Here is a 25,677-nt window from a genome sequence, read left to right on the forward strand (position 1 = left end):
CATGCCGACGCCGGAAGACAACGCCAAGACCGTCACCCGTTACCTCGAACTGGCCGCGCAGGGTAAGGCCGACGACATCGCCGAGTTGTACGCCGACGACGGCACCGTCGAGGATCCGGTCGGCGGCGAGGTGCACATCGGCCGCAAGGCGATCCGCGGTTTCTACGATGCGCTCCCCACGACGGGCGCCCAGGCCGACGTCGTCACGCTGCGGGCGTTGGGCAACGAGGCGGCGTTCTTCTGGACGCTGACCATCGACCTCGGCGAGAACAAGATGCGCATCGAGATCATCAGCGTGATGACCTTCAACGAGGAGGGCAAGATCGCCTCGATGAAGGCCTACTGGACCCCCGAAAACGTCACCCAGCTCTAGAAGACGGCGAACCACATCGCGATGTAGTGGCAGATCGCCGCCACCGCGGTGCACGCGTGGAAGAACTCGTGATGGCCGAACACCGTCGGCCACGGGTTGGGCCACTTGAGCGCGTAGAGCACACCGCCGATGCTGTATAGCGCGCCCCCGACGATCAGCAGCACCAGCGCGGCCACTCCCGCACCGTGCGTGATCGGTCCGACGAACCACGCCGCCACCCAGCCCAGCAGGATGTAGAGCGGCACGCCCACCCACCGCGGCGCCGACGGCCAGAAGCACTTGAGCAGCACGCCCGCGATCGCACCGCCCCACACGATCCAGAACAGCACCATGCCGTCGGTCTGTGGCAACGCGAGCAAGGCGAACGGCGTATAGCTGCCCGCGATGAACACGAAGATCATCGAATGGTCGAGTCGCTTCATCCACTTGCGTGCAGTGGGCGACTTCCAGTCGACCCGGTGGTAGGCGCCGCTGACCGCGAACATCGCCACGATGGTGAGCGTGTAGATCAGCGTCGCGACGCCCGCGCGCGTGGACTCGACCGACCACGACACCGACACCAGCGTGGCGCCGCAGATGGCTGCGATCCCCGCCGCGTAGACGTGGATCCAGCCCCGCGCGCGCGGCTTACCGATGAAATTGGCGAGACCGTCGACAACGGCTTCCGGGAAGTCCTCCGCAGTGCTTTGCGGGTCGCGGGACTTATCGGAATCGGTGCTGTCGATGGATCGGGTCATGTCACCTCCACTAATGGCATGGGGGTTTTCGAACCTCACAGTAGTCTGGATCTTCGTGGAGCTCATTCCCCCGCGCCTCAAAGAGCCGGCCTACCGGCTGTACGAGATGCGGCTGCGCCAGGAGCTGGCCCGGTCCAAATCCCAACTGCCGCGCCATATTGCCGTTCTGTGCGACGGCAACCGCCGATGGGCACGTGACCTTGGCCACGACGACGTCAGCGTCGGGTACCGGATGGGCGCCAGGAAGATCGCCGACATGCTGCGCTGGTGTCAGGAAACCGGCATCGAGATGGCCACGGTGTATCTGCTGTCCACCGAGAACCTGCAGCGTGCCCCCGACGAACTGTCCCCGTTGATCGAGATCATCACCGATGTCGTGGAGGAGATCTGCGCACCCGCCAACCACTGGAGTGTGCGCACGGTCGGCGATCTGGAGCTGATCGGCGAGGAGCCCGCGCGCCGGCTGCGTGACGCGGTCGGGTCGACCGACGCGGGTCCGGGTTGCTTTCACGTCAACCTCGCCGTCGGTTACGGCGGGCGCCAGGAGATCGTCGACGCCGTCCGCCAACTGCTGAGCAAAGAGCTGGCCAACGGCAGCACCGGTGAACAGCTGATCGAAGCCGTCACCATCGACGCGATCTCGGAGAACCTCTACACCTCCGGACAACCGGATCCCGACCTGGTCATCCGCACCTCGGGGGAACAGCGGCTGTCGGGCTTCCTGCTGTGGCAGAGCGCGTACTCCGAGATGTGGTTCACCGACGCCTACTGGCCGGCGTTCCGTCGGGTCGACTTCCTGCGCGCGCTGCGCGACTACACCGTGCGCCATCGCCGGTACGGAATGTGATGCGACGCCGTAGTTGATGCGACACTGAAGTGATGGCTGCGCTGTCGGCGGTGGTCTTCGCGCTCAGCTGGTGGTTGGGGCTGTACCTGCTGGCCCGCGACCCGCGTAAGCCCGTGCTCGTGCTGGCCGCGATCGGGTTGACGAGCTTCGCGGCGGTCGTCGCGCTCGATGCCGTGCGAACCGTCAGCGGCGCCGACGTGCTCAGCCGCATCGAGGTCTACCTCGTCGCCGTGCCGGGCATCGCGTGGTTCGCGGTGCTCCTCGAGCTGTCCCGGCCCCGTGACACCTGGCGCAGCCGCGCGGGCGAGCTCGGGTTGGTCGCCGTGGTGGCCGCGACCGCGTTCGTCGGCGCCGCGATGGCCGGAAGCGTCGACGGGCCGCTGCGCCTTGGTCATTGGGTGATGTTCGCGGCGGTCTCGCTGTCGTCGCTGGGTGCCATGGTGTACGCGGTGCTGCGCCGGTCGCAGCCGGGGCCGGTGGTCGGCTTCGTGGTGGTCGCGACGTTGTTCTTCGCGTTGGGCAACGCGATCCTGATCATCCCGCTGGGGCTGGTTCCCAGCTGGTTGGCATTGGCGGGCACAGGGTTCGACGTCGCACTGCTCGGGGTGGCCGTCGCGATCGGCGATGCGTTCGACGAGGGGCAGGCGTTACGCGCCGACATGCTGCGCTCGTTCGCGGCGACGACGGTGGTGGCGGTGCTGTTCGGCGGCCAGGCGCTGATCGGTCTAGCGGTCACCGGCCACGACACCGCGCTGACGGTGCTGCTGTTCACAAGCCTGGCGATCGCGATCGCGATCAACGTGCTGGCCGACCCGCTGGCCGGCGCCCTCGACCGGTTGGCGTTCTCGCGTTCGCCCTCCCTGCGCGCCGACCGCGCCGCCCTGCGCAGTACCGAGGCGGCGCTGCCGCTGCGCAAAGACAATCCGCTCGACGGCGTCGACGAGCAGACTTTCGTCCGTCTCACCCGCCGCGCGCTCGGGCACTACGGTGACCTGTCCAAGCTGATCGCCAGCCCGCTGACCAATCTGCCGATCATCGACGAGCGGTTGGCGTCGCGCGGCGCCCCCGACCAGCCACTGGAGCGGGCGACCGAACTCAAGGCCCTGCTGGCCGATCGCATCGCCCGGCTCAAACCGCGCGACGGCGGCGAGTTCGGCACCACCGAGGAGTGGCGGCACTACAACTCGCTGTACTTCCCGTATGTCGTCGGGGTGCGCGCCTATGCGCAGAACGCCACCGCCGCGGGACTCGACCCCGTGGCCCGCCAGGCCTGGCAGTGGTTCGTCACCGAGGTGCCGCAGCGGTCGCTGCACAACTGGCAGAACGCCGCCGCACGGCTTATCGCCGCCGATCTGCGCGGCAACCTGGTCGCTGCTCAGGACTGAGCGCTCGTGGGGCGGAAGCCCTGAGCTGCGGTTGGCAGTAGCTGGCAGCGTTCTGCGTCGATCTGGCAGCGGTATCTGAGCACTGTCGGTGGCATGACCACTGCAACCACCCACCCGGTAAACACCACCGGCGACGGCGATGCCGGGATCGACTCGCTGCTGCGCGTCGCGCTGCGTGCCGACGCGACGCTGTGTGGGGGTCTCGGTCTGGTGATCACGATGGCCGCCGACCCCCTGTCCCGGTTGAGCGGTCTGTCGGCCACCAGCGAGTGGATCGGCGGCGCCGCGCTTGTCGGCTACGGCGCGGCGCTGTTCCTGGCGGCCGGGGCGTCCGACGTCCGCCGCGTCGGAGTCGGCGTGCTGGTCGGCAACATCGTGTTCGCGCTTGCCGTGGCTGCGGTGCTCGCGACCGGCTTGCTGCCGCTTACCGAAGCAGGCGTCGCGGGCATCGCCGGGTTCACCGCCGTGACCCTCGCCTTCGCCTACGCCCAGTACCTCGGGGTGCGTCGCCTGACGTCCACCCCCTCATGACTGGTCCGGAGCCGCCGTCGTCAGAGGTTGCGGCGTCGGCTCCGGAACGGTCCCCCACCCCCCACAAGAAAGGAAACCATCATGACCGCACTCTCAGAACGGCTGAACGAGTCGACGGACGCGCTGCTGCGTTTCGCGATGCGTGCCGACGCGATCCTCACCGGCCTCGCCGGTATCGCAGCCCTTCCGCTCGCGGGCTGGCTGGCCGACACGTCGGGCACCACCGTCGCCTTCGAGTACGGAATGGCGGCGTTCTTCATCACCTACGGGGCGGCGGTGCTGGGTCTGGCGGCGCTGCAGTCGCTGAAAGCGGCTGGCATGGCGGTCATCGTGGCCAACGTCCTCTACGCCGTTGCAGCGGTGGTGCTCGTGATCTCGAATGTGTTCCCGCTCACCACGATCGGCGTGGTCCTGACCCTGGCCACCGGCGTGTACACGCTGGCCTTCGCCGAACTGCAGTACCAGGGCTGGCGCCGGATCAACCGGTAGCCGGCTACAGCTTGCGCAAGCGCAGCCGGTTGATCGAGTGGTCGGCGTCCTTGCGCAAGACCAGCGTCGCCCGCGGCCGGGTCGGCAGGATGTTCTCGATCAGGTTCGGCCGGTTGATCGAATGCCAGATGTCGCTGGCGGCGAACACGGCCTGCTCGTCGGTGAGTGTGGCGTAGTGGTGGAAGTGCGAGGCCGGGTCGGCGAACGCCGTCGTGCGCAAGCCGAGGAACCGATCGATGTACCACTTCTCGATATCGTCGATGCGAGCGTCGACGTAGACCGAGAAGTCGAACAGGTCAGACACCATCAACGTCGGCCCGGTCTGCAGCACGTTGAGGCCCTCGAGGATCAGGATGTCCGGATGCCGGACGATCTGCTTCTCACCGGGCACGATGTCGTAGAGCAGATGCGAGTACACCGGCGCGCACGCGTACTCCGCGCCGGACTTGACCGTCGTCACGAACCGCATCAGCGCACGACGGTCGTAGCTTTCTGGAAAACCCTTGCGGCCCATCAGGTTTCGTCGTACCAGTTCGGCGTTGGGGTAGAGGAACCCGTCGGTGGTCACCAGGTCGACGCGCGGGTGATGCTCCCAGCGCGCCAGAAGTGCCTGCAGCACACGGGCCGTCGTGGACTTGCCGACCGCGACGCTGCCCGCGACGCCGATCACGAACGGCACCGGCCGGTCGGGCTGAGAGTCGCCGTCTGAGTCGCCGCCCAGGAACTCGGCGGTCGTCGCGAACAACCGCTGGCGCGCGGCGACCTGGAGGTGGATCAGCCGGGCCAGTGGCAGATAGACCTCTTCGACTTCGAGCAGGTCGATCTTCTCGCCGATACCGCGCAGCTTCTTCAGCTCGTCCTCGGTGAGTTTCAGCGGCGTCGACATACGCAGGTTCCGCCACTGACTCCGGTCGAACTCCACATATGGGCTGGGTTCACTCAGCCGCGCCATGCGCCCAGTCTTGCATTTACGGTTGAGATCATGGACGCCAGCACCTCAGATTCGTTGGTCCGCGAGTATCTGCTGCTCGGGCTGCGCTTCGACCGGGTGGAGGAGGGTTACGTCGACTCGTTCACCGGCGACCCGGCGCTGCGCCGTGCCGTCGCCGCCGAACCAAGGCCGGTTCCCGCGGACCTGGCACAGCAAGCCGACCGGCTGCTGGGGCAGTTGACCTCGGTCGACGGGCTGGAGCGGGCGCGTGTGGACTACATCGGCGCCCACCTGCGGGCGCTGGCGTGTGCGGGCCGCAAATTCGCCGGTGAAGACGTGGGCTTCGTCGACGAGGTCGAGGCGTACTTCGACGTGCGCATCACCAAAGGGGACCCCGAGCGGTACCGGCAGGCCCATCGCCAGCTCGACGAAGTGCTGAGCGGGTCTGGACCGCTCGCCGACCGGATGCAGGCCTACCGCGCGGGCGAGGAGATTCCGCCTGCGCGCCTCGAAGAGTGCATCCACGCATTCTCCAGCGCGTTGCGCGACCGCGTGCGCGCCGAGTATCCGCTGCCCGACTCGGAGACCATCACCTACGAGGTCGTCACCGACAAGCCATGGTCGGGTTTCAACTACTACCACGGGGATTATAAGTCCACGGTGGCCGTCAACGCCGACCTCAAGCAGCAGATGTCGAACCTGCCCCGGCTGGTCGCGCACGAGTCGTATCCGGGACACCACACCGAGCACTGCCGCAAGGAGGCCGGCCTGGTCGAGGGCAGGGGACAGGCTGAGCAGACCATCTTCCTGGTCAACACCCCGCAGTGCCTGATGGCAGAGGGCTTGGCCGACCTCGCGCTGTACGCGGCGAGCGGGCCCGAATGGGGTGTGTGGGCCGGCGAGATCTACGGCGACCTGGGGCTGCGGTTCGACGGGGAGCGCGCCCAGGCGGTGTCGGAGGCGACGGCGGCACTGGCCGAGGTGCGCCAGGACGCGGCCCTGATGCTGCACGACGAGCACCGCGACGTCGACGACGTCGTCGCCTTCCTCAAGCAGTGGCTGCTGGTCAACGACCAACGCGCCCGCCAGATGCTGCGGTTCCTGTCGTCGCCGCTGTGGGGCGCCTACACCAGCACCTACGTCGAGGGGTACCGGCTGCTGCGGGGCTGGCTGGATGAACGCCCCGACGAGGTCAGCCTGACCCAGCGGTTCGGCACGCTGCTCGACGAGCCGTTGATCCCGTCGTCGCTGCGGGCCGCCTGAGCCTGAGCCGCCGCCTGAGCCTGAGCCGCCGCCGAACGTGGGTTACCGTCACGCCGACGGCGGGTGTGGCGTGTGTCAATCCCACAGTCGGCGGCCCAGGTATGGGCTTCGACGGCCCAGGTATGGGCATCGAGCGCCCAGGTGCGGAAAGTAGGCTGAACCCCATGACTGCAGACCCCGTGATCTCCAACGCTGCCGCTCCCGGTGCCGAGTACGCCGAGACCGCGAGTGCCGCCTACCGGGCCGCGTTGCAGGTGATCGAATCGGTGGAGCCGCGCATCGCGGCGGCGACACGTAAAGAGCTTGCCGATCAACGGGATTCGCTCAAGCTCATCGCCAGCGAGAACTACGCCTCGCCCGCCGTGCTGCTGACGATGGGTTCCTGGTTCTCCGACAAGTACGCCGAGGGCACGATCGGGCACCGGTTCTACGCGGGCTGCCAGAACGTCGACACCGTCGAAATTCTCGCCGCCGAACACGCCCGTGAGCTGTTCGGAGCGCCGTATGCCTACGTCCAGCCGCACTCCGGCATCGACGCCAACCTCGTTGCCTTCTGGGCGATCCTGGCCACCCGGGTCGAAGCGCCCGAACTGGCGGCCCTCGGCGCCAAGCACGTCAACGACCTGTCCGAGGCGGACTGGGAGAAGCTGCGCAACAAGCTCGGCAACCAGCGGCTATTGGGGATGTCGCTGGACGCGGGCGGCCACTTGACCCACGGTTTCCGGCCCAACATCTCCGGCAAGATGTTCCACCAGCGCAGCTACGGCACAGACCCGAACACCGGATTCCTCGACTACGGCGCGGTGGCCGACGCCGCCCGCGAGTTCAAGCCGTTGATCATCGTGGCCGGATACTCGGCCTATCCGCGTCGGGTCGACTTCGCCAAGATGCGTGAGATCGCCGACGAGGTCGGCGCCACGCTGATGGTCGACATGGCGCACTTCGCGGGTCTGGTCGCGGGCAAGGTGTTCACCGGTGACGAGGACCCGGTACCGCACGCCCACGTCACCACCACGACCACCCACAAGTCGCTGCGCGGACCGCGCGGCGGGATGGTGCTCGCCCAGCCCGAGTACTCCGACGCCGTCGACAAGGGCTGCCCGATGGTGCTGGGCGGTCCGCTCTCACACGTGATGGCCGCCAAAGCGGTCGCGCTGGCCGAGGCCCGCCAACCGGCATTCCAGGCGTACGCGCAGCGCGTCGCCGACAACGCCCAGGCGCTTGCCGACGGTTTCCTCAAGCGTGACGCCCAGCTGGTCACCGGCGGCACCGACAACCACATCGTGCTGCTCGACGTCACGTCGTTCGGGCTGACCGGGCGCCAGGCCGAGTCGGCGCTGCTCGACGCGGGCATCGTCACCAACCGCAACTCCGTACCCGCAGACCCCAATGGCGCCTGGTACACCAGCGGCATCCGGCTGGGCACTCCCGCGCTGACCACCCGGGGATTCGGGGCCGACGACTTCGACCGTGTCGCCGACCTGATCGTGGACGTGCTGTCCAACACCGAACAGCAGGGCACTTCGAAGGCCAAGTACACGCTGGCCGACGGCACCGCCGAGCGCGTTCACGCCGCCTCTGCCGAGCTGCTGGCGGCCAACCCCCTGTATCCGGGGCTCACGCTGTAGCCCCCGCGGCACGCCGGTCGGGAATTTTACGATTCCCACAGAATTGAGTTACTGTAACCGCATGGCACAGAAACCTGTACCGAATGCGCTGATCCTCGAACTCGAGCCGGTCGTGCAGCAGGAGCTGCGTCGTCACATCGACAGCGAGGATCTCTGGTACGCACACGACTACGTGCCGTTCGACCAGGGCGAGAACTTCGCTTTTCTCGGCGGTAAGGACTGGGACCCCTCGCAGGTGACCCTGCCCAAGGACGTCACCGACGCGCTCGAGATCCTGCTCATCACCAAGGACAACCTGGCCGGCTTCCACCGCGAGTTCGTCTTCAGCTTCATCCTCGAAGAGAAGTGGGGCCGCTGGATCGGCCGGTGGACCGCCGAGGAGCACCTGCACGCGATCGCGTTGCGCAACTACCTCGTCGTCACCCGGGAGATCGACCCGGCCGCCAACGAAGACGTCCGCGTCGAACACGTGATGAAGGGCTACCGCGCCGACACCTACAGCCAGGTCGAGCGGCTGGTGTTCATGGCCTTCTTCGAACGTGCCCACGCCGTCTTCTGCCGCAACCTCGAGGCCAAGATCACCGAGCCGGTGCTCAAGAACCTCATCGGCCGCATCGCCAAGGACGAGGAGCGGCACGAGGAGTTCTTCGCCAACCTGGTCGCCCACCTGCTGTCCACGAGCCGTGACGAAACCGTCGACGCCATCGCGCGACGCGCGGCCGAACTCGACGTGGTCGGCGGCGACATCGACGCTTACGCCGACAAGGTGCGCAACGTCGCCGAGGCCGGGATTTTCGGACCCGAGCAACTGCGTCAGGTGACCGCCGACCGGATCGCCGCGTGGGGGCTTGCCGACGAGCCGAAGATGCGGGAGTTCACCTCCGCGTAGCCGCCCGCTCATCGCCGCGGACGAGCAGCGGCGAACACTACGGCGCGCCTGCACGGCGCATGTGCCGCAACGGGAGTAGCGTCGTTTGCGATGGCTAGCGACGTGCTTTGCTGTCCGGGCGGTACCCGATCGTTGCGATCACGAGAGGGCCGGCCCCGGCCCTGGTGCCGCAGTGTCCGCCGACGGTTCGCGGGGGACCCGCGGATACCAGGAGCGCTACGTGATCGATTCGCCTCTCCGGACCTACGTGCTCGACACCTCCGTGCTGTTGTCAGATCCCTGGGCCTGCACGCGCTTTGCCGAGCATGAGGTCGTGGTCCCGCTGGTCGTCATCAGCGAGCTCGAAGCCAAGCGACACCATCATGAGCTGGGCTGGTTCGCGCGTCAGGCCCTGCGGCTCTTCGACGATCTGCGGCTCGAACACGGCCGACTCGATCAGCCGATTCCCGTTGGTACACAAGGTGGTTCGCTGCATGTCGAGCTGAATCACAGCGACCCTTCCGTGCTTCCCGCCGGTTTCCGCACCGACAGCAACGATGCGCGGATCCTGACCGTCGCGGCCAACCTCGCCGCCGAGGGCAAGCACGTCACGTTGGTCAGCAAGGACATCCCGCTACGCGTCAAAGCCGGTGCGGTCGGGTTGTCGGCCGACGAGTACCACGCCCAGGACGTCATCACCTCCGGGTGGACGGGTATGGCCGAGGTCGAGGTCGTCTCCGATGAGATCGACGTGCTGTTCTCCGAAGGCGAGATCGAACTGGAGTCGGCCCGAGATCTGCCGTGCCACACCGGCATTCGCCTGCTCGGTGGTACGTCGCACGCGCTTGGCCGGGTGACGCCGGAGAAGCGGGTGCAGTTGGTGCGCGGTGACCGGGAGGCGTTCGGGTTGCGCGGCCGCTCCGCCGAACAGCGGGTGGCACTGGACCTGTTGCTCGATGAGTCGGTCGGCATCGTTTCGCTCGGCGGCAAGGCCGGCACCGGCAAGTCGGCGCTGGCACTGTGCGCGGGATTGGAAGCCGTGCTGGAGCGCCGCACGCAACGCAAGGTCGTGGTGTTCCGTCCGCTCTACGCGGTCGGCGGACAGGACCTGGGCTACCTGCCGGGCAGCGAGAGCGACAAGATGGGGCCCTGGGCACAGGCGGTCTTCGACACGCTGGAAGGACTGGCCAGCCCGGCGGTGCTCGAGGAGGTGCTCTCGCGCGGCATGCTCGAGGTGCTGCCGCTGACCCATATCCGGGGGCGCTCGCTGCACGACTCGTTCGTGATCGTCGACGAGGCGCAGTCGCTCGAGCGCAACGTGCTGTTGACCGTGCTGTCACGTCTCGGCGCCGGTTCCCGTGTGGTGCTGACCCACGATGTGGCCCAGCGGGACAACCTGCGAGTCGGCAGGCATGACGGCGTCGCGGCGGTGATCGAGAAACTCAAGGGCCACCCCTTGTTCGCTCACATCACGCTGTTGCGCAGCGAGCGCTCGCCGATCGCGGCGCTGGTGACCGAGATGCTCGAGGAGATCAGCCCCGGCGCGCTGCCGTGAACTCCGCTAGCGGAGACGATTGCGACGGGCCAGGTACCAACCGGCGGCCGCCGCACCGCTGAGCGCCACCACCCGGTCGGCGCGATCGCCGCGCGGCAGGTCCAGTAGCGAAACCAGGCCCAGCACCGCGAACCCGGTGTCCAGGGCCGGCTGGCTGGTGGCGGTCGTGACCAGGGTGTTGTCGCCGTGGTCGGTCAGCGTTGCGGGAGATTCGTCGAGACGCACCGGTTCTCCAGTCGATGGTGGCGGACAGCGTTACGACGGTAAGTCCTGTGACCCGACCGGAGGAATAGGGTGTTTCCCTATGTGTGGTCCCCTTTTTGGGGCCCGCTCGGCCGCCCGACATGTCGACCCAGTTCAGCCCGCGACTTGATTCCCAGCTTGCGGTAGATGCGCGCGAGGTTGGCTTCGACGGTCTTGGGGCTGATGAACAGCGCGGCCGCGACGTCCCGGTTCTTCATTCCGCTCGCCACGAGTTCTGCAACCCGTTGTTCGGACGGTGTCAGTTGCCCGCTGCGCTGAGGTCCGGCGCTCGCCCGCGAGAACTCCGCGCGGGCCTTTGCCGCCCAGAGCGGGATGTTGAGATGCTCGAAGACCTCGAGGGCCTCCCGAAGATGTGCCGACGCCGATTCCTTCTTGCGTTGCCTGCGTTCAATCTGACCGAGGGTCAGCAGGGTCCGTGCGCGCTCGAACGGCATCGGCAGACGGCGATGGGTGGCCATCGCCCGCTGCGCAGCGTCGTGGGCGGCGTCGAGGTCGCCGCGCGCTGCCAGCAGCACGGCGCGCGATCGCGCACCGACCGCGAGCATCCAGTCCCGGTTCGTCCTGCGCCCGTTGTTCTCCAGCGCGGCGGTGAGCCGTTCCGCCTCATCGAGGCGGTCGAGATGGATCAGCGCCTCGATCGCGTCGGGCAGGTAGGCGGCATTGGGCAGTTCGGTCGGAGTGCTGTCGGGGTCGAACTGGAAGAGCATCGATTGCAGCGCGGCTGCCGCGGCTTCGTAGTCTCCCAGCGAGACCTCGAGAAACCCGAGGGTCGCCCGGACCCGGTCGGCCATGCGCAATGTGCCGGTCTGCCTTGCACATTCGAGGGCATCCTCGATCGCCCTGCGGGCGGTTTCCTCGTGGCCGGCGAACGCGGCCAGCTGGGCCCGCAAGCTCTGGGTCAGGAACTGCGAGGTGTTGCCCCCGAGCTGTCGGGCCTTCTCCACGGCGTCCTCGGCGACCAGGTTGGCCGTGACGAAATCACCGCGCGCGATCGCGTTCGTCACCACGTGCTGGGAGACGAAGACGTGCTCGCCCTCTTCGCCCTTCTCCAGGCACCGCGCACGGATCTTGTCCACGACACCGCGCGCTTCGTCGAGTCGGCCGGTCCACTCCAGCAGCAGGGCGTATTGCATGGTGGGCCGGAAGACCAGCGGTGTGTACGCCTCGGGGTCCTCGAGCTGCAGCGCGCGCTGCAAGGTCTCCTCGTCGTAACCGTGGCCGGCGGCGAACCGCAGTATGACCAGCATCCCCAGCGCGATGCTGAGCAGGTGCGGCTGGTCGAGGGGCTCGGCGTTCGCGACGGCCTGCGCGGCGGTGTCCAGGCCCTGCTGCAATTGGTTGGCGTGAAAAAGCGTGTACGCCAACGTGATCAAGGTCTGAACGCGCAGCGCGTGGTTGTCGTGCGCCTCGTCGAGGGCCTCGCGAAGCAGTCGAGCGCTCTCGATGAATCCGTCCCCGTACAGGCGCACCACCGCCAGTCGGCTCAACGCTTCGGCGCGCAGCGCACCGGTGGGCAGCTGTTCGATGGCTTCGGCGAGGACGGCCGCCGCGCGTTCCTGTTCTCCGGCGTCGAAGTGGTGCAGTGCCGAGCGAAGCCGCCGCTCCGCGGTATCGCCGCCGAGGCTGATGGCCAGGTCCATCAGTTCGGCCGCCGCCGCGGGCGCACCGCGCATCCGCGCCGATTCTGCCGCCCTGTCGAGGGCATCCAGCGTGACCTCGTCGCCTTTGGTGGCCGCCAGCGCCAGATGTCGGGCCCGAAGTTCGGGTTCGTCGACGATCTCGGCGAGCCGACGGTGCATCGACCGGCGGCGGCCGGGGGACGCCTCGGTGTAGACCCCGCTGGCCAGCAACGGATGTGCGAACCGGATCCGGTTGCCGTCGATAGCGATGATGCCCTTGCTCTCGGCGATCTCGAGCAGTTCGACCAGCCGGTCCTCGTCGTTCGTCGTCGCCTTCGATACGAGCTCGACCGTCGGTGCGGCAAGGCACGAGGCGGCCAGCAGGGCGTCGTGGACATCGGTGTCGAGGCTGCCGAGCCTCGTGCGCACCACGTCGGTCAGGGTGCGAGGCAGCGACGCGTCGATGCCCGGGGCCCGTTCATCGAGGGAACGGGCCAATTCGATTGCGTAGAACGGGTTCCCGCCCGACACCTGGTGGATCCGGCCGATGGTGGGGCGTGAGAAGGGTCGTCGCAGCCGTGTGGAGACCGCCCGATGCAGATCCTGGACGTTCAACGGGCGCAGCCGGATTCGATTCACCGCGTCGGGGCGCGATAACTGCAGCCAGTCGTCTACCGCACGGTCGTCGGATTCGGTACGCAGGCTGGCCAGTAGACCGGTACGCCCCGTGAGTCTGCGCACCGCGAAGGCGATCACGTGCTTGCTCGACGGGTCGAGCCACTGCAAATCGTCGATGGCCAGCAGGACGGGGCGGTCCTCGCTGAGCCGTTCGACCACCGAAAGGAACGCGGCGGCCACGGCACGCTGATCGGTCACCGCGTCGTTGTCCGCGCGCAGCAGCACCTGGTCGACCGCGAGGAGTTGCGGCGTCGGCAGGTCGGCCCACGCGCGCGTGTCGGCCTCCTCGAGCAGGTCGGCCAGCGCTGTGTAGGCGAGCACCGACTCCGCGGCCGCCGGTCGGGTCGACAGGACGTGAAATCCGCGCTGTTGCGCCTGCTCGACCGCGGCCAGCCACAGCGTGGTCTTGCCGATCCCGGGTTCACCGTCGATCAGTAGGGCCGACGGGCCCAGCGCCATCGCGTCCAGGAAGGCAGCGACGGCGTGCTGATGTGTCGACTGGCCGATCACGGTATCTCCTGGGTCCCCTCGCGTCTCCCAAGAATTGCAGCTGAGCCGGAAGCGGGCGACACCTCTATACCCCTCGGCGGCCGGACTGACCCATAACCCGGGTTAGTTCGGCCCGGGACCGGATGTCGAGCTTGCGGTACACCCGCGCAAGGGTGGCCTCGACGGTCTTTGCGCTGAGAAAGAGTTCACCGGCCACGTCGCGATTCGTCAGGCCGACGGCGGCCAGCTCGGCGATGCGCAACTCGGCGGCGGTCAACGCGTCCGGCCTCGACGCGGCGGAACGGAGTTCGTCTCGCGAGGTCCTGGCGCGCTCCGCCCACACCGGCGTGCCGATGGCCTCGAACGTCACCAGCGCCTCGTTCAGCGTCGAAGCGGCCTGCCGGTCGCGCAGTCTGGCCTGCAACTGCCCGAGCAGCAGCTGGGTACGAGCGCGTTCGAACGGCATCGCCAACCGGTGATGGTTTTCGAGCGCGCGGCGCGCACAGCTCGCGGCGTCGCGCAGATCGCCCTCGGCCGCGTGAAGCATGGCGCGGCACCGCCCGCCCACCGCCAGCATCCACGCCCGGTCGAGGCGACGGCCGTTGCGTTCCAGTGCGGCCACCAGCGGTTCCGCTTCGGTCGCGCGGCCCAGCTCGACCAGTGCCTCCACCGCATCGGGTATGAACTCCGCGGCTTGAATCTCGGTGGACTCCGGTGCAAACCGCGAGACCAGCGGGTCGAGGAACTCCATTGCCGCACCGTAGTTTCCGAGTGATACCTCGAGAAATCCGAGCGCCGACAGCGCCCAGTCCTCGTGCCACGCGGTGCCGCTGCGTCGGCAGGCATCGATCGCGTCCGCCGCGGCCAGGCGGGCCTTGCTCTCTGCGCCGTCGTAGGCGGCCAGCCAGGCCTGTAGCACCAGGCTGAGCATCGCGGGGAACTCGCCACCGAGTTGCCTTGCGAGAGCAGAAACTTCGTGGGCCACCCGCTTGGCCTCGGGGAAGTCCGCGCGCCAGATCCGGGTCAACGCGACGTAGAAGTCGACGAAGACGACTTCGCCTTCCTCACCGCGGTCGGTGCAGCGGCGCGAGATCTCCCGCATGCGCTCATAGGCGGTGTCGAGGTCACCGGTGCAGGCCAGCATCAAAGCGTGTTCGACGCTCGGCCGCAGCATGATCGGCGTGAAGGTTTCGGTGTCTTCGAGTTCGAGGGCGCGGCGCATGCTCGGATCGTCCACGCCGCCGCCGAGGAAGAACTGGATCGTCGCCCGGACCCCGAGTGCGAGGCTGAGCAGGCCGGGGATACCGACCTGTTCGGTGTAGGCCACCGACTGCTCGGCCCGGAGCCGGGCCGACGCATGGTCACCGGTCATGTAGAGGCCGTACGCCAACGTGGTCAGCATGACCGCCTTCGCCGGGCCCTCGGTCGCGTCCTCGAGCGCCGTCGTGAGCAGTTCGACCGCTTCGGTGTAGCCGTCGTCGACGAACCGCACGACCGCGAGCATGTGCCGCGCTTCAGCGCGTATCGGTCCCGGCGCCAGATCGCCGACCACCCCCTCCAGCAGCGCGCGTGCCCTGGACGGATCCCCGCCGTCAAAGCAGTACGCCGCCAACCGCATTCGTCGCTCGGCGGTATCACCGCCAAGTGCGATGGCGAGCTCGATCAACTCCGCGGCGGCGACGGGCGCACCTCGCGCGTGAGCGGAGGTCGCCGCCCGCTCGAGCGCGCTGACAGTGGCGTCGTCACCGACGGTCGCGGCGAGCGCCAGGTGGCGTGCCTGCAATTCGGGCTCGTCGACGAAGCCGGCGAGCCTGTGGTGCATCCGCCTGCGGTCCTCGGCGGCGACGCCGGTATACACACCGGTGGCCAGTAGCGGGTGCGTGAACCGGATCCGGCTGCCCTCGATGACGACGACGCCGCGCTGTTCGGCGGCCTCGAGCAACTCGACCGCCCGCTCGTGTTCGGTGCCGACTGCGGCGGCCACAAGATCGACCGAGGGGTTGGCCACCGAGGCGGCGGCCAGGAGTGCGTCCATCGTCTCGGGATTCAGTCCGCTGAGCCGGGCTTCCACCACGGCGGCCAGCGTGTCCGGCAGCGGAACTTCCGGCCTGCCGTCGGCGACCTTGGCCAGTTCGATCGCATAGAAGGGGTTGCCACCGGAGATCTGGTCGATGCGGGCCAGCTTCGCACGCGGCAGCGGATGCTCGAGGTGTTGGGTGACCACGGCGTGGAGCATGCGGGACGTCAACGGCTGCAGCGAGATTCGTTGGGTGGCATCCGGGCGCCGCAGCTGCAGCCAGGTGTAGCCCTCTGTGCCATCGGTGCGCAGGGTGCCCAGCACGCCCACCGGCCCGGAGAGCCGACGTGCGGTGTAGGACAACACATGCGAGCTGGACGGGTCGACGCACTGCACGTCGTCGATCGCCAGCAGCAGCGGTTGTCGAGAAGCGAGGCCCTCGACGACCGACAGGAATGCGGCCGCGACGGCGCGCCGGTCGGTGGGTGCGGCATCGGCGCCGTCGTCGCAGCGGATCCGTTCGATGGCGCTGCGCTGGGCGGCGGGCAGGTCACCGAACTCGGCGGCGTCGACGTTGGCGAGCAGTTCGGTCAACGTCGCGTAGGCGAGCACCGATTCGGTGCTCGGGTTCCTGGCCGACAGCACACGGAAACCACGGCTGCGGGCGCGCTCGGACGTCGCCTGCCACAGCGTGGTCTTACCGATCCCGGCCTCGCCCTCGATCAACAGAGCCGACGGCGCATGCGAAGCGGACTGGAGGAAGTCCGCTACCGCCTTCTCCTCTTCCGGTCGGTCCGCCAGGTACGACGGAGAACGAAAGCCCTTAGCGCTCGTCGTCTTTCACCTTGGCCATCGCCAACACGTCGAGGCGCTTGTCCAGTTCCTCCTCGGACAGCTTGTCGCCGATCAGGCCTCGATCGATGACGGTCTGACGGATGGTCTTCTTCTCCTTGAGCGCCTGCTTGGCGACCGCGGCGGCCTCTTCGTAGCCGATCGCCGAGTTCAGCGGCGTGACGATCGACGGTGACGACTCGGCCAGCTCGCGGAGCCGCTCCTCGTTGGCCACCAGGCCGTCGATACAGCGCTCGGCGAACAACTTCGACGAGTTGGTCAGGATCTTGAACGACTCGAGGATGTTGCGGGCCATCATCGGGATGTACACGTTCAGCTCGAAGGCGCCGTTGCCGCCGCCCCACGCGATCGCGGCGTCGTTACCGATCACCTGCGCGGCCACCTGCGTGATGGCTTCGGGAATGACCGGGTTCACCTTGCCCGGCATGATCGAGCTGCCCGGCTGAAGATCGGGCAACTGAAGCTCGCCGAGCCCGGTCAGCGGTCCCGAGCCCATCCACCGGATGTCGTTGGCGATCTTGGTCAGCGACACGGCGATGGTGCGCAGCGCGCCCGAGGCCTCGACCAGCCCGTCGCGGGCCGCCTGAGCCTCGAAATGGTTGGCGGCAACCTGTAATTCGGCCAGGCCGGTCTGCTCGCGCAGCACGGCGACGACACGCTCGTCGAAGTCGTCGGGTGCGTTGAGGCCGGTGCCCACCGCGGTGCCGCCGATGGCCAGTTCGCCGAGCCTCGGGAGCGTGGCCTTCACCCGCTCTATGCCGGCTTCGACCTGGCGGGCATAGCCGCTGAACTCCTGGCCCAGCGTCACCGGCACGGCGTCCATCAGGTGGGTGCGCCCGGACTTGACGACGGTACGCCACTGCCGCGCCTTGGTGGCCAGCGACTCGTGCAGTACCTCGAGTGCCGGGATCAGGTGGCGCACAGCGGCTTCGGTCGCAGCGATGTGGGTTGCGGTCGGGAAGGTGTCGTTCGACGACTGCGACATGTTGACATCGTCGTTGGGGTGCACGGTCACGCCGTTGCGCCCCGCGATGCCGGCGATCACCTCGTTGGTGTTCATGTTCGAGCTGGTGCCCGAACCGGTTTGGAACACGTCGATGGGGAATTGGTCGTCGTGCTGACCGTCGGCGATCTCACCGGCCGCGGCGATGATCGCGTCGGCCTTGTCCGCCGCGAGCAGGCCGAGGTCCTTGTTGACCTGTGCGCAGGCACCTTTCAGCAATCCCAGCGCCCGGATCTGGGTGCGCTCGAGGCCGCGGCCGGAGATCGGGAAGTTCTCCACCGCGCGCTGAGTCTGCGCGCGCCACAGCGCGTTGACCGGCACCCGGACCTCGCCCATGGTGTCGTGCTCGATGCGGTACTCGGTCTCGGCTGCGCTGTCGGAGTCGACGCTCATGAATGTCCTTACTTCTCTTGTGATTACGGCAGCGGGTAGACGGCGTTGGTGTCGCCGGTGAAGTCGATCGCGGAGTACTCGCTGAGTTTGGACAGCCGGTGGTACGCCTCGATCATCCGAACGGTGCCCGATTTCGAGCGCATCACGATCGACTGCGTGGTGCACCCGCCGCTGTAGAAGTGCACGCCCTTGAGCAGGTCACCGTCGGTGACGCCGGTGGCGCAGAAGAAGACGTTGTCGCCGGAGACCAGATCCTCGGTGGTCAGCACGCGGTCGAGGTCGTGGCCGCGGTCGATGGCCTTCTGGCGTTCCTCGTCGTCCTTGGGCGCCAACTGGCCCTGGATGGCGCCGCCCATGCACCGGATCGCGGCCGCGGCGATGATGCCTTCCGGCGTGCCGCCGATACCGGCCAACATGTCGGTGCTGGTGTTGGGGCGGCACGCCGAGATCGCGCCTGCGACGTCGCCGTCGGTGATCAGCCGGCACCGCGCGCCGGCCTCCCGCACGTCGGCGATCAACTGCTGATGGCGCGGCCGGTCCAGGATGCACACGGTCAGATCGGAGACCGACACGTTCTTCGCCTTGGCCACCCGGCGGATGTTCTCCCCGATCGGGGCGGTGATGTCGATCGCGTCGACGGCTTCGGGTCCGACCGCGATCTTGCTCATGTAGAACACCGCCGACGGGTCGAACATGGTGCCGCGCTCGGAGACCGCCAGCACCGAGATGGCGTTGGACAGGCCTTTACTCATCAACGTGGTGCCGTCGATCGGATCCACGGCGAAGTCGCATTCCGGTCCGTCCCCGTTGCCGACCTCTTCGCCGTTGTAGAGCATCGGCGCGTTGTCCTTCTCGCCCTCGCCGATCACCACCACGCCGCGCATCGACACCGAGTTGACCAGCTCGCGCATGGCGTCGACGGCCGCCCCGTCGCCGCCCTCCTTGTCACCGCGGCCCACCCAGCGGCCTGCGGCCATGGCGCCTGCCTCGGTTACTCGGACGAGCTCGAGCGCGAGATTTCGATCTGGGGCTTCACCACGGGTCGGACTCATGGCCCAGATTGTCCCATTAGCCGGTCCGCGTTCGGGAGCTGGGATACTGGCGGAGTGACCTCGCAACCGGCTCCTGCACCCAAGCCCGCCAAGTCGAGGCTGTTGCATGACGGCCGGGACATGTTCTGGTCGATGGCCCCGTTGGTGCTCGCCTGCATCGTGCTGGCCGGGATGCTGGGGATGTGCTCGTTCCAGGGCGCGGGGCCCGGCGCCGGTCCGGTCCCGTCCTTCGACGCCCCCGCGGCGTTACGTGCCGATGCCGAGGCGCTGAAGATCCCGATCCGGATCCCGCAACTGCCCGAGGGCTGGCAGTCGAACTCGGGTAGCCGCAACGGCATCGAGGCCGGTCGCACGGACGCCACGGGGCAGACCCTGCGTGCCGTCAGCTCCACCGTCGGTTATCTCGCACCCAGCGGGATGTATGTGAGCCTGACCCAGAGCAATGCCGACGAGGAGAAGCTGGTCTCCTCGCTCGACTCCGATGTCGTGCCCACCGGGGTGCAGGACGTCGACGGCGTGATTTGGGTGGTCTACGGCGGCGACGACGACGGCAAGCCCGCCGAACCGGTGTGGACGACGCGTCTGGCCGGCCCCACCGGGCCGGCGCAGATAGCGCTGACCGGCGCCGCGGATACCGGCGACTTTCGTACGCTTGCGGCGGCGACGCAGACCGCGGCGCCCCTGCCGGTCCCGTAGGAGCACGATTGACTCGTTCGACGAGATTGCACCCACGCAGACCGCGTCCCGCACTTTCTCTGCATGGTTTCAATCTCGCGTAACGAGCGAACTGGAGAAGCGCCCATGACCGCACCGGACCCCGATGTCGCCGCCGGGGCGGCTCCGGAAGCCGACCTCACCGGGTGGGCCCCCGCGCCCTTCACCGCGGCCGGTTACACCCACGACGTCTACCGCAAGGGCGAGGGCCCCGGTGTGGTGCTCATCCCCGAGATGCCCGGCGTGCACCCCGGCGTCCTGGCGCTCGGCAATCACCTCGTGGAGTCCGGGTTCACCGTCGCGATTCCGTCGTTGTTCGGCACGCCCGGTGCGCCGCCGATGCGCCCGGGCATGGTGCCGGTCATGCTGCGCGGGTGCGTGGCCAAGGAATTCGCCGCATTCGCCACCAACGCCGACCGCCCCGTCGCGCACTACCTGCGCGCACTGGCCCGCGACCTCAACGCGCAGACGCCGGGCAAGGGGGTCGGAGTCATCGGCCAGTGCTTCACCGGCGGCTTCGCCCTGGCCGCCGCCGTCGACGACAGCGTTCTCGCGCCGGTGCTGAGCCAGCCGTCGCTGCCGTTGCCGCTGACACCGAAGCAGCGCAGAGACCCGGGCCTGTCCGAGGCCGAGCTGAAGGTCGTCGAGCGCCGCGCCGCCGACGAAGGGTTGTGCGCGCTGGGTTTGCGTTTCAGCAAGGATCCGCTGGTGCCTGCGGAGCGCTTCAAAACGCTCAAGGACCGGCTCGGCGACGCGTTCGAGGTGATCGAGATCGACTCGGGCAAGGGCAACGAACACGGCTTCGGCGCGATGGCTCACTCGGTGTTGACGTTGGAACTGCGTCACCAGGAAGGGCATCCGACCGACGCGGCCCTCAAGCGCGTGGTCGCGTTCCTCAGGGAGCGGCTGGTTTAGGTTTCGGGTCGGCTGGGGTTTTGGCCCGCGCCTCCTTGATGCGACGGCCCAACCACCAGAACGGGTTTCGGCGTTTGGGTTTCTCGTCGGCCGAGTCGGGCCTGCGCATCGGCACGCCCTTGTACTCCTCGAGGTAGACGCTGATCGTGGTGACGATGACGATCATCAGCACCGGTCCGATCACGATGCCCCACGCGCCGAACATGCTGATTCCGGCGAACACGGCGAGCAGCATCAGTGCGGCGTCCAGACGGGCCTCGCGCGGCACCAGGATGGGCCGCAGGAAGTTGTCGATGTTGGTGACCACGATCAGGTGGAACAGGATCACGAACGCGCCGCCGAAGATGTTGCCGAACAGGATCATTCCGATACCGAACGGGATCGTGACGATACCGCTGCCCAACGGGATGACCGACAGCGCCGACAGCAGCACCGCGAACAAGAAGAAACCCTGATGGAAGCCCGCCAGGTAGATCGACGCGGCCCCCGCGACGCCCTGGCACACCGCGATGACGAACTGGCCCATCACGGTGCCCTTCACCATCGCGCCCATCTTCTCCATGTAGACGTCGGTGATCCCCTCGCCGAGGGGGTTGAGCTGGCGGATTATCGCCACCACGCGTTCGCGGTTCGTCAGTAGCGACACGAACACGTACACGAACAGGATCATGGCGGTGACGGCGCCGAACAGGCCGCCGGCGGCGCCCTGCAGCAGGCCGAGCAACCACTGGCCGGCCTCCTGAGCGACCCGAGCCATCGAACTCTGCAGCGACTCCGGGGTGACCGTGGTGTCGATGTAAGGCACGCGGCGCAACAGGTCGTTGACGAACTGGAGCGCCCGATCGCCGAGCGCGGACAGGTCGGTGCGGCCGACCCACTCGGCCACCCGCTCCACCATGGTCGAGATCTGCACGACCGCGAGCGTGACGAACAGGCTCAGCGGCACGATCACCGCGGCGAATGCGGCGAGCAAGGTCAGCGTCGCCGACAGCCCCCGGCCCATCTTCTTGTTGAGCCACGCGTACAGCGGTGAGAACAGGTAGGCGCCCACCGCTGCCACCACTATGAGGATGAAGAAGCCGCGCAGGAAGTACGCGCCGAACGCGACCGCGATGACCGTCGCAACTGCCAGCGCACGACGTTGCGGCAGCGAGAACTCGGTACTCATTGCCGCTATGTCTACAGCGTGTCGGACCTGGCTTGCGCTTGTTTGGCGCGTTGGTCGGCGATGAACCGCATCGACACCCGGTTCATCAGGGTCGGCGCGAGACGCGCAAACATCCACTGGGCATGCGCGACGCGAGGTTTGACCAGGATCGGCTTGTTCTTCTCGACCGCGCGCAGCACGTCGCGGGCCAACCGGTCCGCGTCATAGGGCTTGCCGCCCTGGGCCTGCAGGAAGTAATCGCGGCCGACGAAACCGCCGACCGAACCCTTGTCGAGGATCGGCGTCTCGACGGCAGCGGGGCACACCGCGAGCACCCCGACGCCGCGTGCGGCAGCCTCCGAGCGCAGCGCCAGGCTGAGCCCTACGACCGCGTGCTTGGTCATCACGTAGCTGGTGACCTGCCCGGCCGCCGTCAGCCCCGCCATCGACGCGGTGTTGACGATGTGGCCGTGCCCCTGGCGCACCATCAACGGATAGGCCGCCGCCACCCCGTGCACCACGCCGCGGATGTTGACGTCGATGATCGCGTTCCACTGGTCCAGGGTCAGCAGTTCGGTGTCGCCGCCCCAGACGATCCCGGCGTTGTTGAACATCAGGTCTAAACGTCCGGCCCGGTTCACCACATCGTCGACGGCGGCCTGTACCGCCGCGGAGTCGGTCACGTCGAGGCGGGCGGCGCGGGCCCTACCGCCGAAACCGGCCGCGGTGCGTTCGGCCGCGTCGCCGTCGACGTCGGTGCACACCACCTCGGCGCCCGCGTCGACCAGTGCTCGGCACAGTGCGGCGCCGATACCGGAACCGCCGCCGGTGACCAGGGCCTGTTTGCCGCTGAACATCTTCACGTCGCGAGCCTCATGACGTGCCCCATCACATCGGGATAGCGCTTCATGTGTGCACCGCCGTTGAGGTCGAGCACCTCGCCGGTCAGCCACGACGCCTTCGGCGAGCACAGGTACAGCACCGCTTCGGCGATGTCCTCGGGCGTGCCCGCGCGGCCCAGCGCGGTGTTCTCGACGTACTCCTCGACGACGCCGGGGACGGCCGCCGCCGGCGCGGTCAACGGCGTGTGCACGAAGCCGGGTGCGACGGCGTTCACGCGGATGCCGCGTGGCCCCCACTCGAGCGCGGCGACCTGGGTGAGCATCGACAGCCCCGCCTTGGCGGCGCAGTAGGCGCTCATCCCCGCGGCGGGCTGGCGCCCGTTGAGCGAGCTGATCGACACCAGAGCGCCGCCCTCGCGCAGCACCCGGCCTGCGTGCTTGGCGACGATGAACGCCCCGTTGAGGCAGACGTCGATGACCGCTCGGAAGTCCTCCACGGCGAGGTCGGTGATCATCCCGACGTTGCTGAACCCCGCGCAGTTGACGACGACGTCCAGCGGCCCGGTCTGGTCGAACAGCGCATGCACGGAGGCCTCGTCGGTGACCTCGACGTGCGCGGCGGTGTGCGGGTCGCCCAGTTCGGCAGCGCGTTGGCGGGCGCCGTCGACGTCGCGGTCGGCAAGCGTGACGCGGTCGCCTTCCGCAGCCAGTGCGCGCGCCGTCGCCAATCCGATGCCCGACGCCGCGCCGATCACCACCGTTTCCCTGGCCGACGGCCCGTTGCTCATACAGTTGCCCTTTCGACGGAGTAGAACGTGTTTCAACTTAGCGCTTTGACACACTCGACCGGTGAGCGATCTGAAGATGAGCGAGTCAGTTCACGTGGCCGTGGACCCCGGCAGGTTGTACGAGATGGTGTCGGATGTGACCCGGATGGGTGAGTGGAGCCCGATCTGCCGGGCCTGCTGGTGGGACGAGGGCGGCGGTCCGCGAGTGGGGGCGTGGTTCACCGGCCGCAACGAGACACCCGAACGCACATGGGAGACCCGCTCGCAGGTGGTCGCCGCCGATCCCGGGCGCGAGTTCGCGTGGGAGGTCAACGACGGCTGGGTGTACTGGGGCTACCGCTTCGAGCCGGTTGACGGCGGAACACGGCTCACCGAATCCTGGGAGCTTCTTCCCAAGGGGGTGGCCGGATTTCGTGAGCGGTTCGGTGCGACGGCCGACGCGGAGATCGACAAGCGCCGCGAAGCCGCCCGCACCGGGATTCCTGCGACGTTGGCGGCGATCAAGACCGCAGCCGAAACCGCTTGATTCGCCGCACTCTGGTGCGTCGACTTCTGCAACAGGGTTGTCTACGCGGCGATTTCACGACCTTCTCGCAGAAATCGGCGAGCGGTGCAGCGCCGTCCCAGCGTGATGCGCCTGCTCCGCATGCCAGTACGGCAATATCGGGGCCATGGCCCTTGCCGTCTGTCTGCTGTTGGACCGCCGCTCGGAGCGGGCGATCAGGGGTCTGTGGGACCGGTTGGAGGACGCCGGCGTCCCGAGCTTGCGCTCTCATACCCACCGCAGGCACCTACCGCACCTGTCGTACGCGGTGTTACGCGAATGGGACGGTACCGCCGTTGCGCGAGCACTGGAGAACATCGAAGGTGGCGGTGCGGTTGAGCTGACGTTCGACGGGATCGGCCTGTTCAGGCGCGGACGGGTGTGGCTCGTTGCAGGAGTCAGCGCGGACCTGGTGGCGCGTCAGCAGCGGGTCGCCGAAGCGGTGGTCGCCTCCGGCGCCGACTTGCACAAGCACTACCGGCCGGGAATCTGGATGCCGCACTGCTCGCTGGCGCCGCGCGCGACGCTGGACCAACTGCCGACCGTGGCGGGCACGGTGATGGACGTCCTACCGCTTCGCGCACGTTTCGACCATGCCGCGCTGATCGACAGCGGGACGGGCGAAGTCACCGCGCTGGAGACGCTTCCTTAGCTCCCCTCGACGGCGGCGATGTGGGTGCGCACCAGCATCGGGTAACGCTCGCGGTCGGGACGGAAGATGTCGTGCGGTGAGTCTGCGAACACGTGCAGCGACGCCGACGGGAACAGCTCCCGATAGCGGTCCCAGGCGACGTCGGAGATCAGCGGGCTGTTCGGGCTGCGTACCACCAGTAGGGGTGGCTGCCATCGCGCCAGCGGATCCCAGAACGACTGCTTGCGCGCAGCGCGGAAGATGGCCTCCCCGGCGGCTCGGTTCAGCCGTTCGTGCACCGGCGTGCCACGCCACCGGCCGTCGAGCAGGAACGTGGAGACCTCGTCGGGAAGCGTGATCTCTTCGGGGACGTAGTCGCCGATCGAGATCGAGCGGACCCGCCCGTGATGAGCGAGCGCCCAGGTCAGCGCGTAGGGGGTGCCCCGGGAGAACGTCATCAGGTGGACGGGACCGTCGGTGACCGCGTCGATCACCGCGCCGACATCGCCGGCGAGAACGGTTGAGTCATAACCGCTTGCGGGTGCACTGCTGCGTCCATGCCCGCGTAGGTCGACGACCACCGTCCGTCGGCCGAACAGCGGCAGCACCTCGACGTAGTCGTCGGCGACGTCGGTGAAGCCGGGTACGAAGACGACAGGCGCTCCGCGGTCGGGCCCTCCGGAGTCGAGGTAGTGCAGACGCGCGCCCGCGTTGGTTGTGAACCGTGACTCGACCATCACCACCACCATGCCCCGTCCTCGCTCCCAGCGCGGGCCAAACGCCTGCGAAGCGTCGACGGAAGGAGCACGCTGGTAGCTGGAAGGTGATCTGTATGTACGACAAAGTTCAAGACAACGCCTGGCGCATCGACATCGAGTTCAACGAGGACGAGACGCACACTCACGCGACGGTGTGTGCCACGCGCGACGACGGCGAAACGGTGACCGCCCAGGGCGACGCCTACCGCAACCCGAAGGATTCGGTGCAGCCGCTGGTCGGGGAGGAGATCGCCGCGGCCAGAGGGCTGATCGCGCTGGGCGCCGAACTGCTGCAGCGCGCGTCGTCACGAATCGAGCAGACCACGCATCAGCCGGTCCACCTCGTCCACTGACCTAGTGAGCG

General features: G+C 67.9%; 25 protein-coding genes. 14 read left to right on the plus strand and 11 right to left on the minus strand.

Features of this window, described 5'->3' with window-relative positions; genetic code table 11:
* The first annotated feature begins 1 nt into the window (after position 1).
* Positions 2-373, plus strand: coding sequence for a nuclear transport factor 2 family protein (locus tag AU192_RS06490; RefSeq protein ID WP_064394957.1), 372 nt, complete (start codon positions 2-4; stop codon positions 371-373).
* On the opposite strand, the gene trhA is transcribed toward AU192_RS06490, so the two are convergent.
* Positions 370-1,110: a PAQR family membrane homeostasis protein TrhA gene (gene trhA, locus AU192_RS06495; protein ID WP_064394958.1), complete on the minus strand. Its 741-nt coding sequence runs from the start codon at positions 1,108-1,110 to the stop codon at positions 370-372. The two genes, AU192_RS06490 and trhA, sit on opposite strands and share 4 nt — an antisense overlap.
* A gap of 55 nt (positions 1,111-1,165) precedes the next feature.
* Here trhA and AU192_RS06500 point away from each other — a divergent pair, with 55 nt between their 5' ends.
* The 4 genes from AU192_RS06500 (at position 1,166) to AU192_RS06515 (ending at position 4,362) form a co-directional block, all read left to right on the plus strand.
* Complete coding sequence (locus tag AU192_RS06500) at positions 1,166-1,957, plus strand: (2Z,6E)-farnesyl diphosphate synthase (RefSeq protein WP_064395000.1); 792 nt, start codon at positions 1,166-1,168, stop codon at positions 1,955-1,957.
* A 32-nt stretch (positions 1,958-1,989) separates the two neighbouring features.
* Complete coding sequence (locus AU192_RS06505; protein ID WP_064394959.1) at positions 1,990-3,342, plus strand: hypothetical protein; 1,353 nt, start codon at positions 1,990-1,992, stop codon at positions 3,340-3,342.
* 93 nt (positions 3,343-3,435) lie between these two features.
* Positions 3,436-3,873 (plus strand): hypothetical protein, encoded by a 438-nt coding sequence (locus AU192_RS06510; protein WP_064394960.1) that lies wholly within the window; start codon positions 3,436-3,438, stop codon positions 3,871-3,873.
* An 81-nt stretch (positions 3,874-3,954) separates the two neighbouring features.
* Positions 3,955-4,362 (plus strand): hypothetical protein, encoded by a 408-nt coding sequence (locus AU192_RS06515; RefSeq protein ID WP_064394961.1) that lies wholly within the window; start codon positions 3,955-3,957, stop codon positions 4,360-4,362.
* Positions 4,363-4,366: 4 nt separating this feature from the next.
* Here the strand turns inward: AU192_RS06515 and coaA are convergent, their stop codons facing one another.
* Entirely contained in the window at positions 4,367-5,314 is a 948-nt protein-coding gene (coaA, locus tag AU192_RS06520) for a type I pantothenate kinase (RefSeq protein WP_064394962.1), read from the minus strand.
* Between the two features lie 30 nt (positions 5,315-5,344).
* Here coaA and AU192_RS06525 point away from each other — a divergent pair, with 30 nt between their 5' ends.
* The 4 genes from AU192_RS06525 (at position 5,345) to AU192_RS06540 (ending at position 10,607) form a co-directional block, all read left to right on the plus strand.
* Positions 5,345-6,556, plus strand: coding sequence for a hypothetical protein (locus AU192_RS06525; RefSeq protein WP_064394963.1), 1,212 nt, complete (start codon positions 5,345-5,347; stop codon positions 6,554-6,556).
* Between the two features lie 164 nt (positions 6,557-6,720).
* The gene (locus tag AU192_RS06530) at positions 6,721-8,184 is read left to right on the plus strand and encodes a glycine hydroxymethyltransferase (RefSeq protein ID WP_064394964.1); all 1,464 of its coding nucleotides are present in this window, start codon (positions 6,721-6,723) and stop codon (positions 8,182-8,184) included.
* Between the two features lie 61 nt (positions 8,185-8,245).
* Complete coding sequence (locus tag AU192_RS06535; RefSeq protein WP_064394965.1) at positions 8,246-9,073, plus strand: acyl-ACP desaturase; 828 nt, start codon at positions 8,246-8,248, stop codon at positions 9,071-9,073.
* Positions 9,074-9,293: 220 nt separating this feature from the next.
* Positions 9,294-10,607, plus strand: coding sequence for an RNA 5'-3' helicase PhoH2 (locus tag AU192_RS06540; RefSeq protein WP_064395001.1), 1,314 nt, complete (start codon positions 9,294-9,296; stop codon positions 10,605-10,607).
* A 6-nt stretch (positions 10,608-10,613) separates the two neighbouring features.
* Here AU192_RS06540 and AU192_RS06545 read toward each other — a convergent pair whose 3' ends face one another.
* From AU192_RS06545 to glpX, 5 genes are all read right to left on the minus strand, one after another.
* On the minus strand, positions 10,614-10,832 hold the full coding sequence (locus AU192_RS06545; protein WP_064394966.1) for a hypothetical protein: 219 nt from the start codon (positions 10,830-10,832) through the stop codon (positions 10,614-10,616).
* Positions 10,833-10,909: 77 nt separating this feature from the next.
* On the minus strand, positions 10,910-13,678 hold the full coding sequence (locus AU192_RS06550) for a helix-turn-helix transcriptional regulator (protein ID WP_064394967.1): 2,769 nt from the start codon (positions 13,676-13,678) through the stop codon (positions 10,910-10,912).
* Between the two features lie 64 nt (positions 13,679-13,742).
* On the minus strand, positions 13,743-16,475 hold the full coding sequence (locus AU192_RS06555; RefSeq protein ID WP_064394968.1) for an ATP-binding protein: 2,733 nt from the start codon (positions 16,473-16,475) through the stop codon (positions 13,743-13,745).
* Positions 16,476-16,497: 22 nt separating this feature from the next.
* Positions 16,498-17,922, minus strand: a complete 1,425-nt coding sequence (locus AU192_RS06560) for a class II fumarate hydratase (RefSeq protein ID WP_064394969.1) — start codon at positions 17,920-17,922, stop codon at positions 16,498-16,500.
* 23 nt (positions 17,923-17,945) lie between these two features.
* Positions 17,946-18,974 (minus strand): class II fructose-bisphosphatase, encoded by a 1,029-nt coding sequence (gene glpX, locus AU192_RS06565; RefSeq protein ID WP_064394970.1) that lies wholly within the window; start codon positions 18,972-18,974, stop codon positions 17,946-17,948.
* A 54-nt stretch (positions 18,975-19,028) separates the two neighbouring features.
* On the opposite strand from glpX, the gene AU192_RS06570 reads away from it, so the two are divergent.
* Positions 19,029-19,670: a DUF4245 domain-containing protein gene (locus tag AU192_RS06570; protein WP_064394971.1), complete on the plus strand. Its 642-nt coding sequence runs from the start codon at positions 19,029-19,031 to the stop codon at positions 19,668-19,670.
* A 105-nt stretch (positions 19,671-19,775) separates the two neighbouring features.
* Positions 19,776-20,603, plus strand: coding sequence for a dienelactone hydrolase family protein (locus AU192_RS06575; RefSeq protein ID WP_064394972.1), 828 nt, complete (start codon positions 19,776-19,778; stop codon positions 20,601-20,603).
* Here the strand turns inward: AU192_RS06575 and AU192_RS06580 are convergent.
* Genes AU192_RS06580 through AU192_RS06590 form a run of 3 tightly spaced genes read right to left on the minus strand, consistent with a single transcriptional unit; the run spans position 20,584 to position 23,380 of the window.
* Positions 20,584-21,771 carry an AI-2E family transporter gene (locus tag AU192_RS06580; RefSeq protein ID WP_064394973.1) on the minus strand — a complete coding sequence of 396 codons (1,188 nt, stop codon included), beginning with the start codon at positions 21,769-21,771 and terminating at the stop codon, positions 20,584-20,586. The genes AU192_RS06575 and AU192_RS06580 overlap by 20 nt on opposite strands.
* An 11-nt stretch (positions 21,772-21,782) precedes the next feature.
* Positions 21,783-22,607 (minus strand): SDR family oxidoreductase, encoded by an 825-nt coding sequence (locus AU192_RS06585; RefSeq protein ID WP_064395002.1) that lies wholly within the window; start codon positions 22,605-22,607, stop codon positions 21,783-21,785.
* Positions 22,608-22,609: 2 nt separating this feature from the next.
* The gene (locus AU192_RS06590; protein ID WP_064394974.1) at positions 22,610-23,380 is read right to left on the minus strand and encodes an SDR family NAD(P)-dependent oxidoreductase; all 771 of its coding nucleotides are present in this window, start codon (positions 23,378-23,380) and stop codon (positions 22,610-22,612) included.
* A 76-nt stretch (positions 23,381-23,456) separates the two neighbouring features.
* Between AU192_RS06590 and AU192_RS06595 the strand changes: the two genes are divergently transcribed.
* Together AU192_RS06595 and AU192_RS06600 are read left to right on the plus strand one after the other, a co-directional pair.
* Positions 23,457-23,906 carry an SRPBCC family protein gene (locus AU192_RS06595; protein ID WP_207544909.1) on the plus strand — a complete coding sequence of 150 codons (450 nt, stop codon included), beginning with the start codon at positions 23,457-23,459 and terminating at the stop codon, positions 23,904-23,906.
* A 145-nt stretch (positions 23,907-24,051) separates the two neighbouring features.
* Positions 24,052-24,576, plus strand: a complete 525-nt coding sequence (locus AU192_RS06600) for a 2'-5' RNA ligase family protein (RefSeq protein WP_064394976.1) — start codon at positions 24,052-24,054, stop codon at positions 24,574-24,576.
* Here AU192_RS06600 and AU192_RS06605 read toward each other — a convergent pair.
* Positions 24,573-25,292 carry an alpha/beta fold hydrolase gene (locus tag AU192_RS06605; RefSeq protein ID WP_064395003.1) on the minus strand — a complete coding sequence of 240 codons (720 nt, stop codon included), beginning with the start codon at positions 25,290-25,292 and terminating at the stop codon, positions 24,573-24,575. The genes AU192_RS06600 and AU192_RS06605 overlap by 4 nt on opposite strands.
* A 95-nt stretch (positions 25,293-25,387) precedes the next feature.
* On the opposite strand from AU192_RS06605, the gene AU192_RS06610 reads away from it, so the two are divergent.
* On the plus strand, positions 25,388-25,666 hold the full coding sequence (locus tag AU192_RS06610; protein WP_064395004.1) for a dsRBD fold-containing protein: 279 nt from the start codon (positions 25,388-25,390) through the stop codon (positions 25,664-25,666).
* Positions 25,667-25,677 lie beyond the last annotated feature (11 nt).

Source organism: Mycobacterium lehmannii, from assembly GCF_001499925.1.
Lineage (GTDB): Bacteria > Actinomycetota > Actinomycetes > Mycobacteriales > Mycobacteriaceae > Mycobacterium > Mycobacterium lehmannii.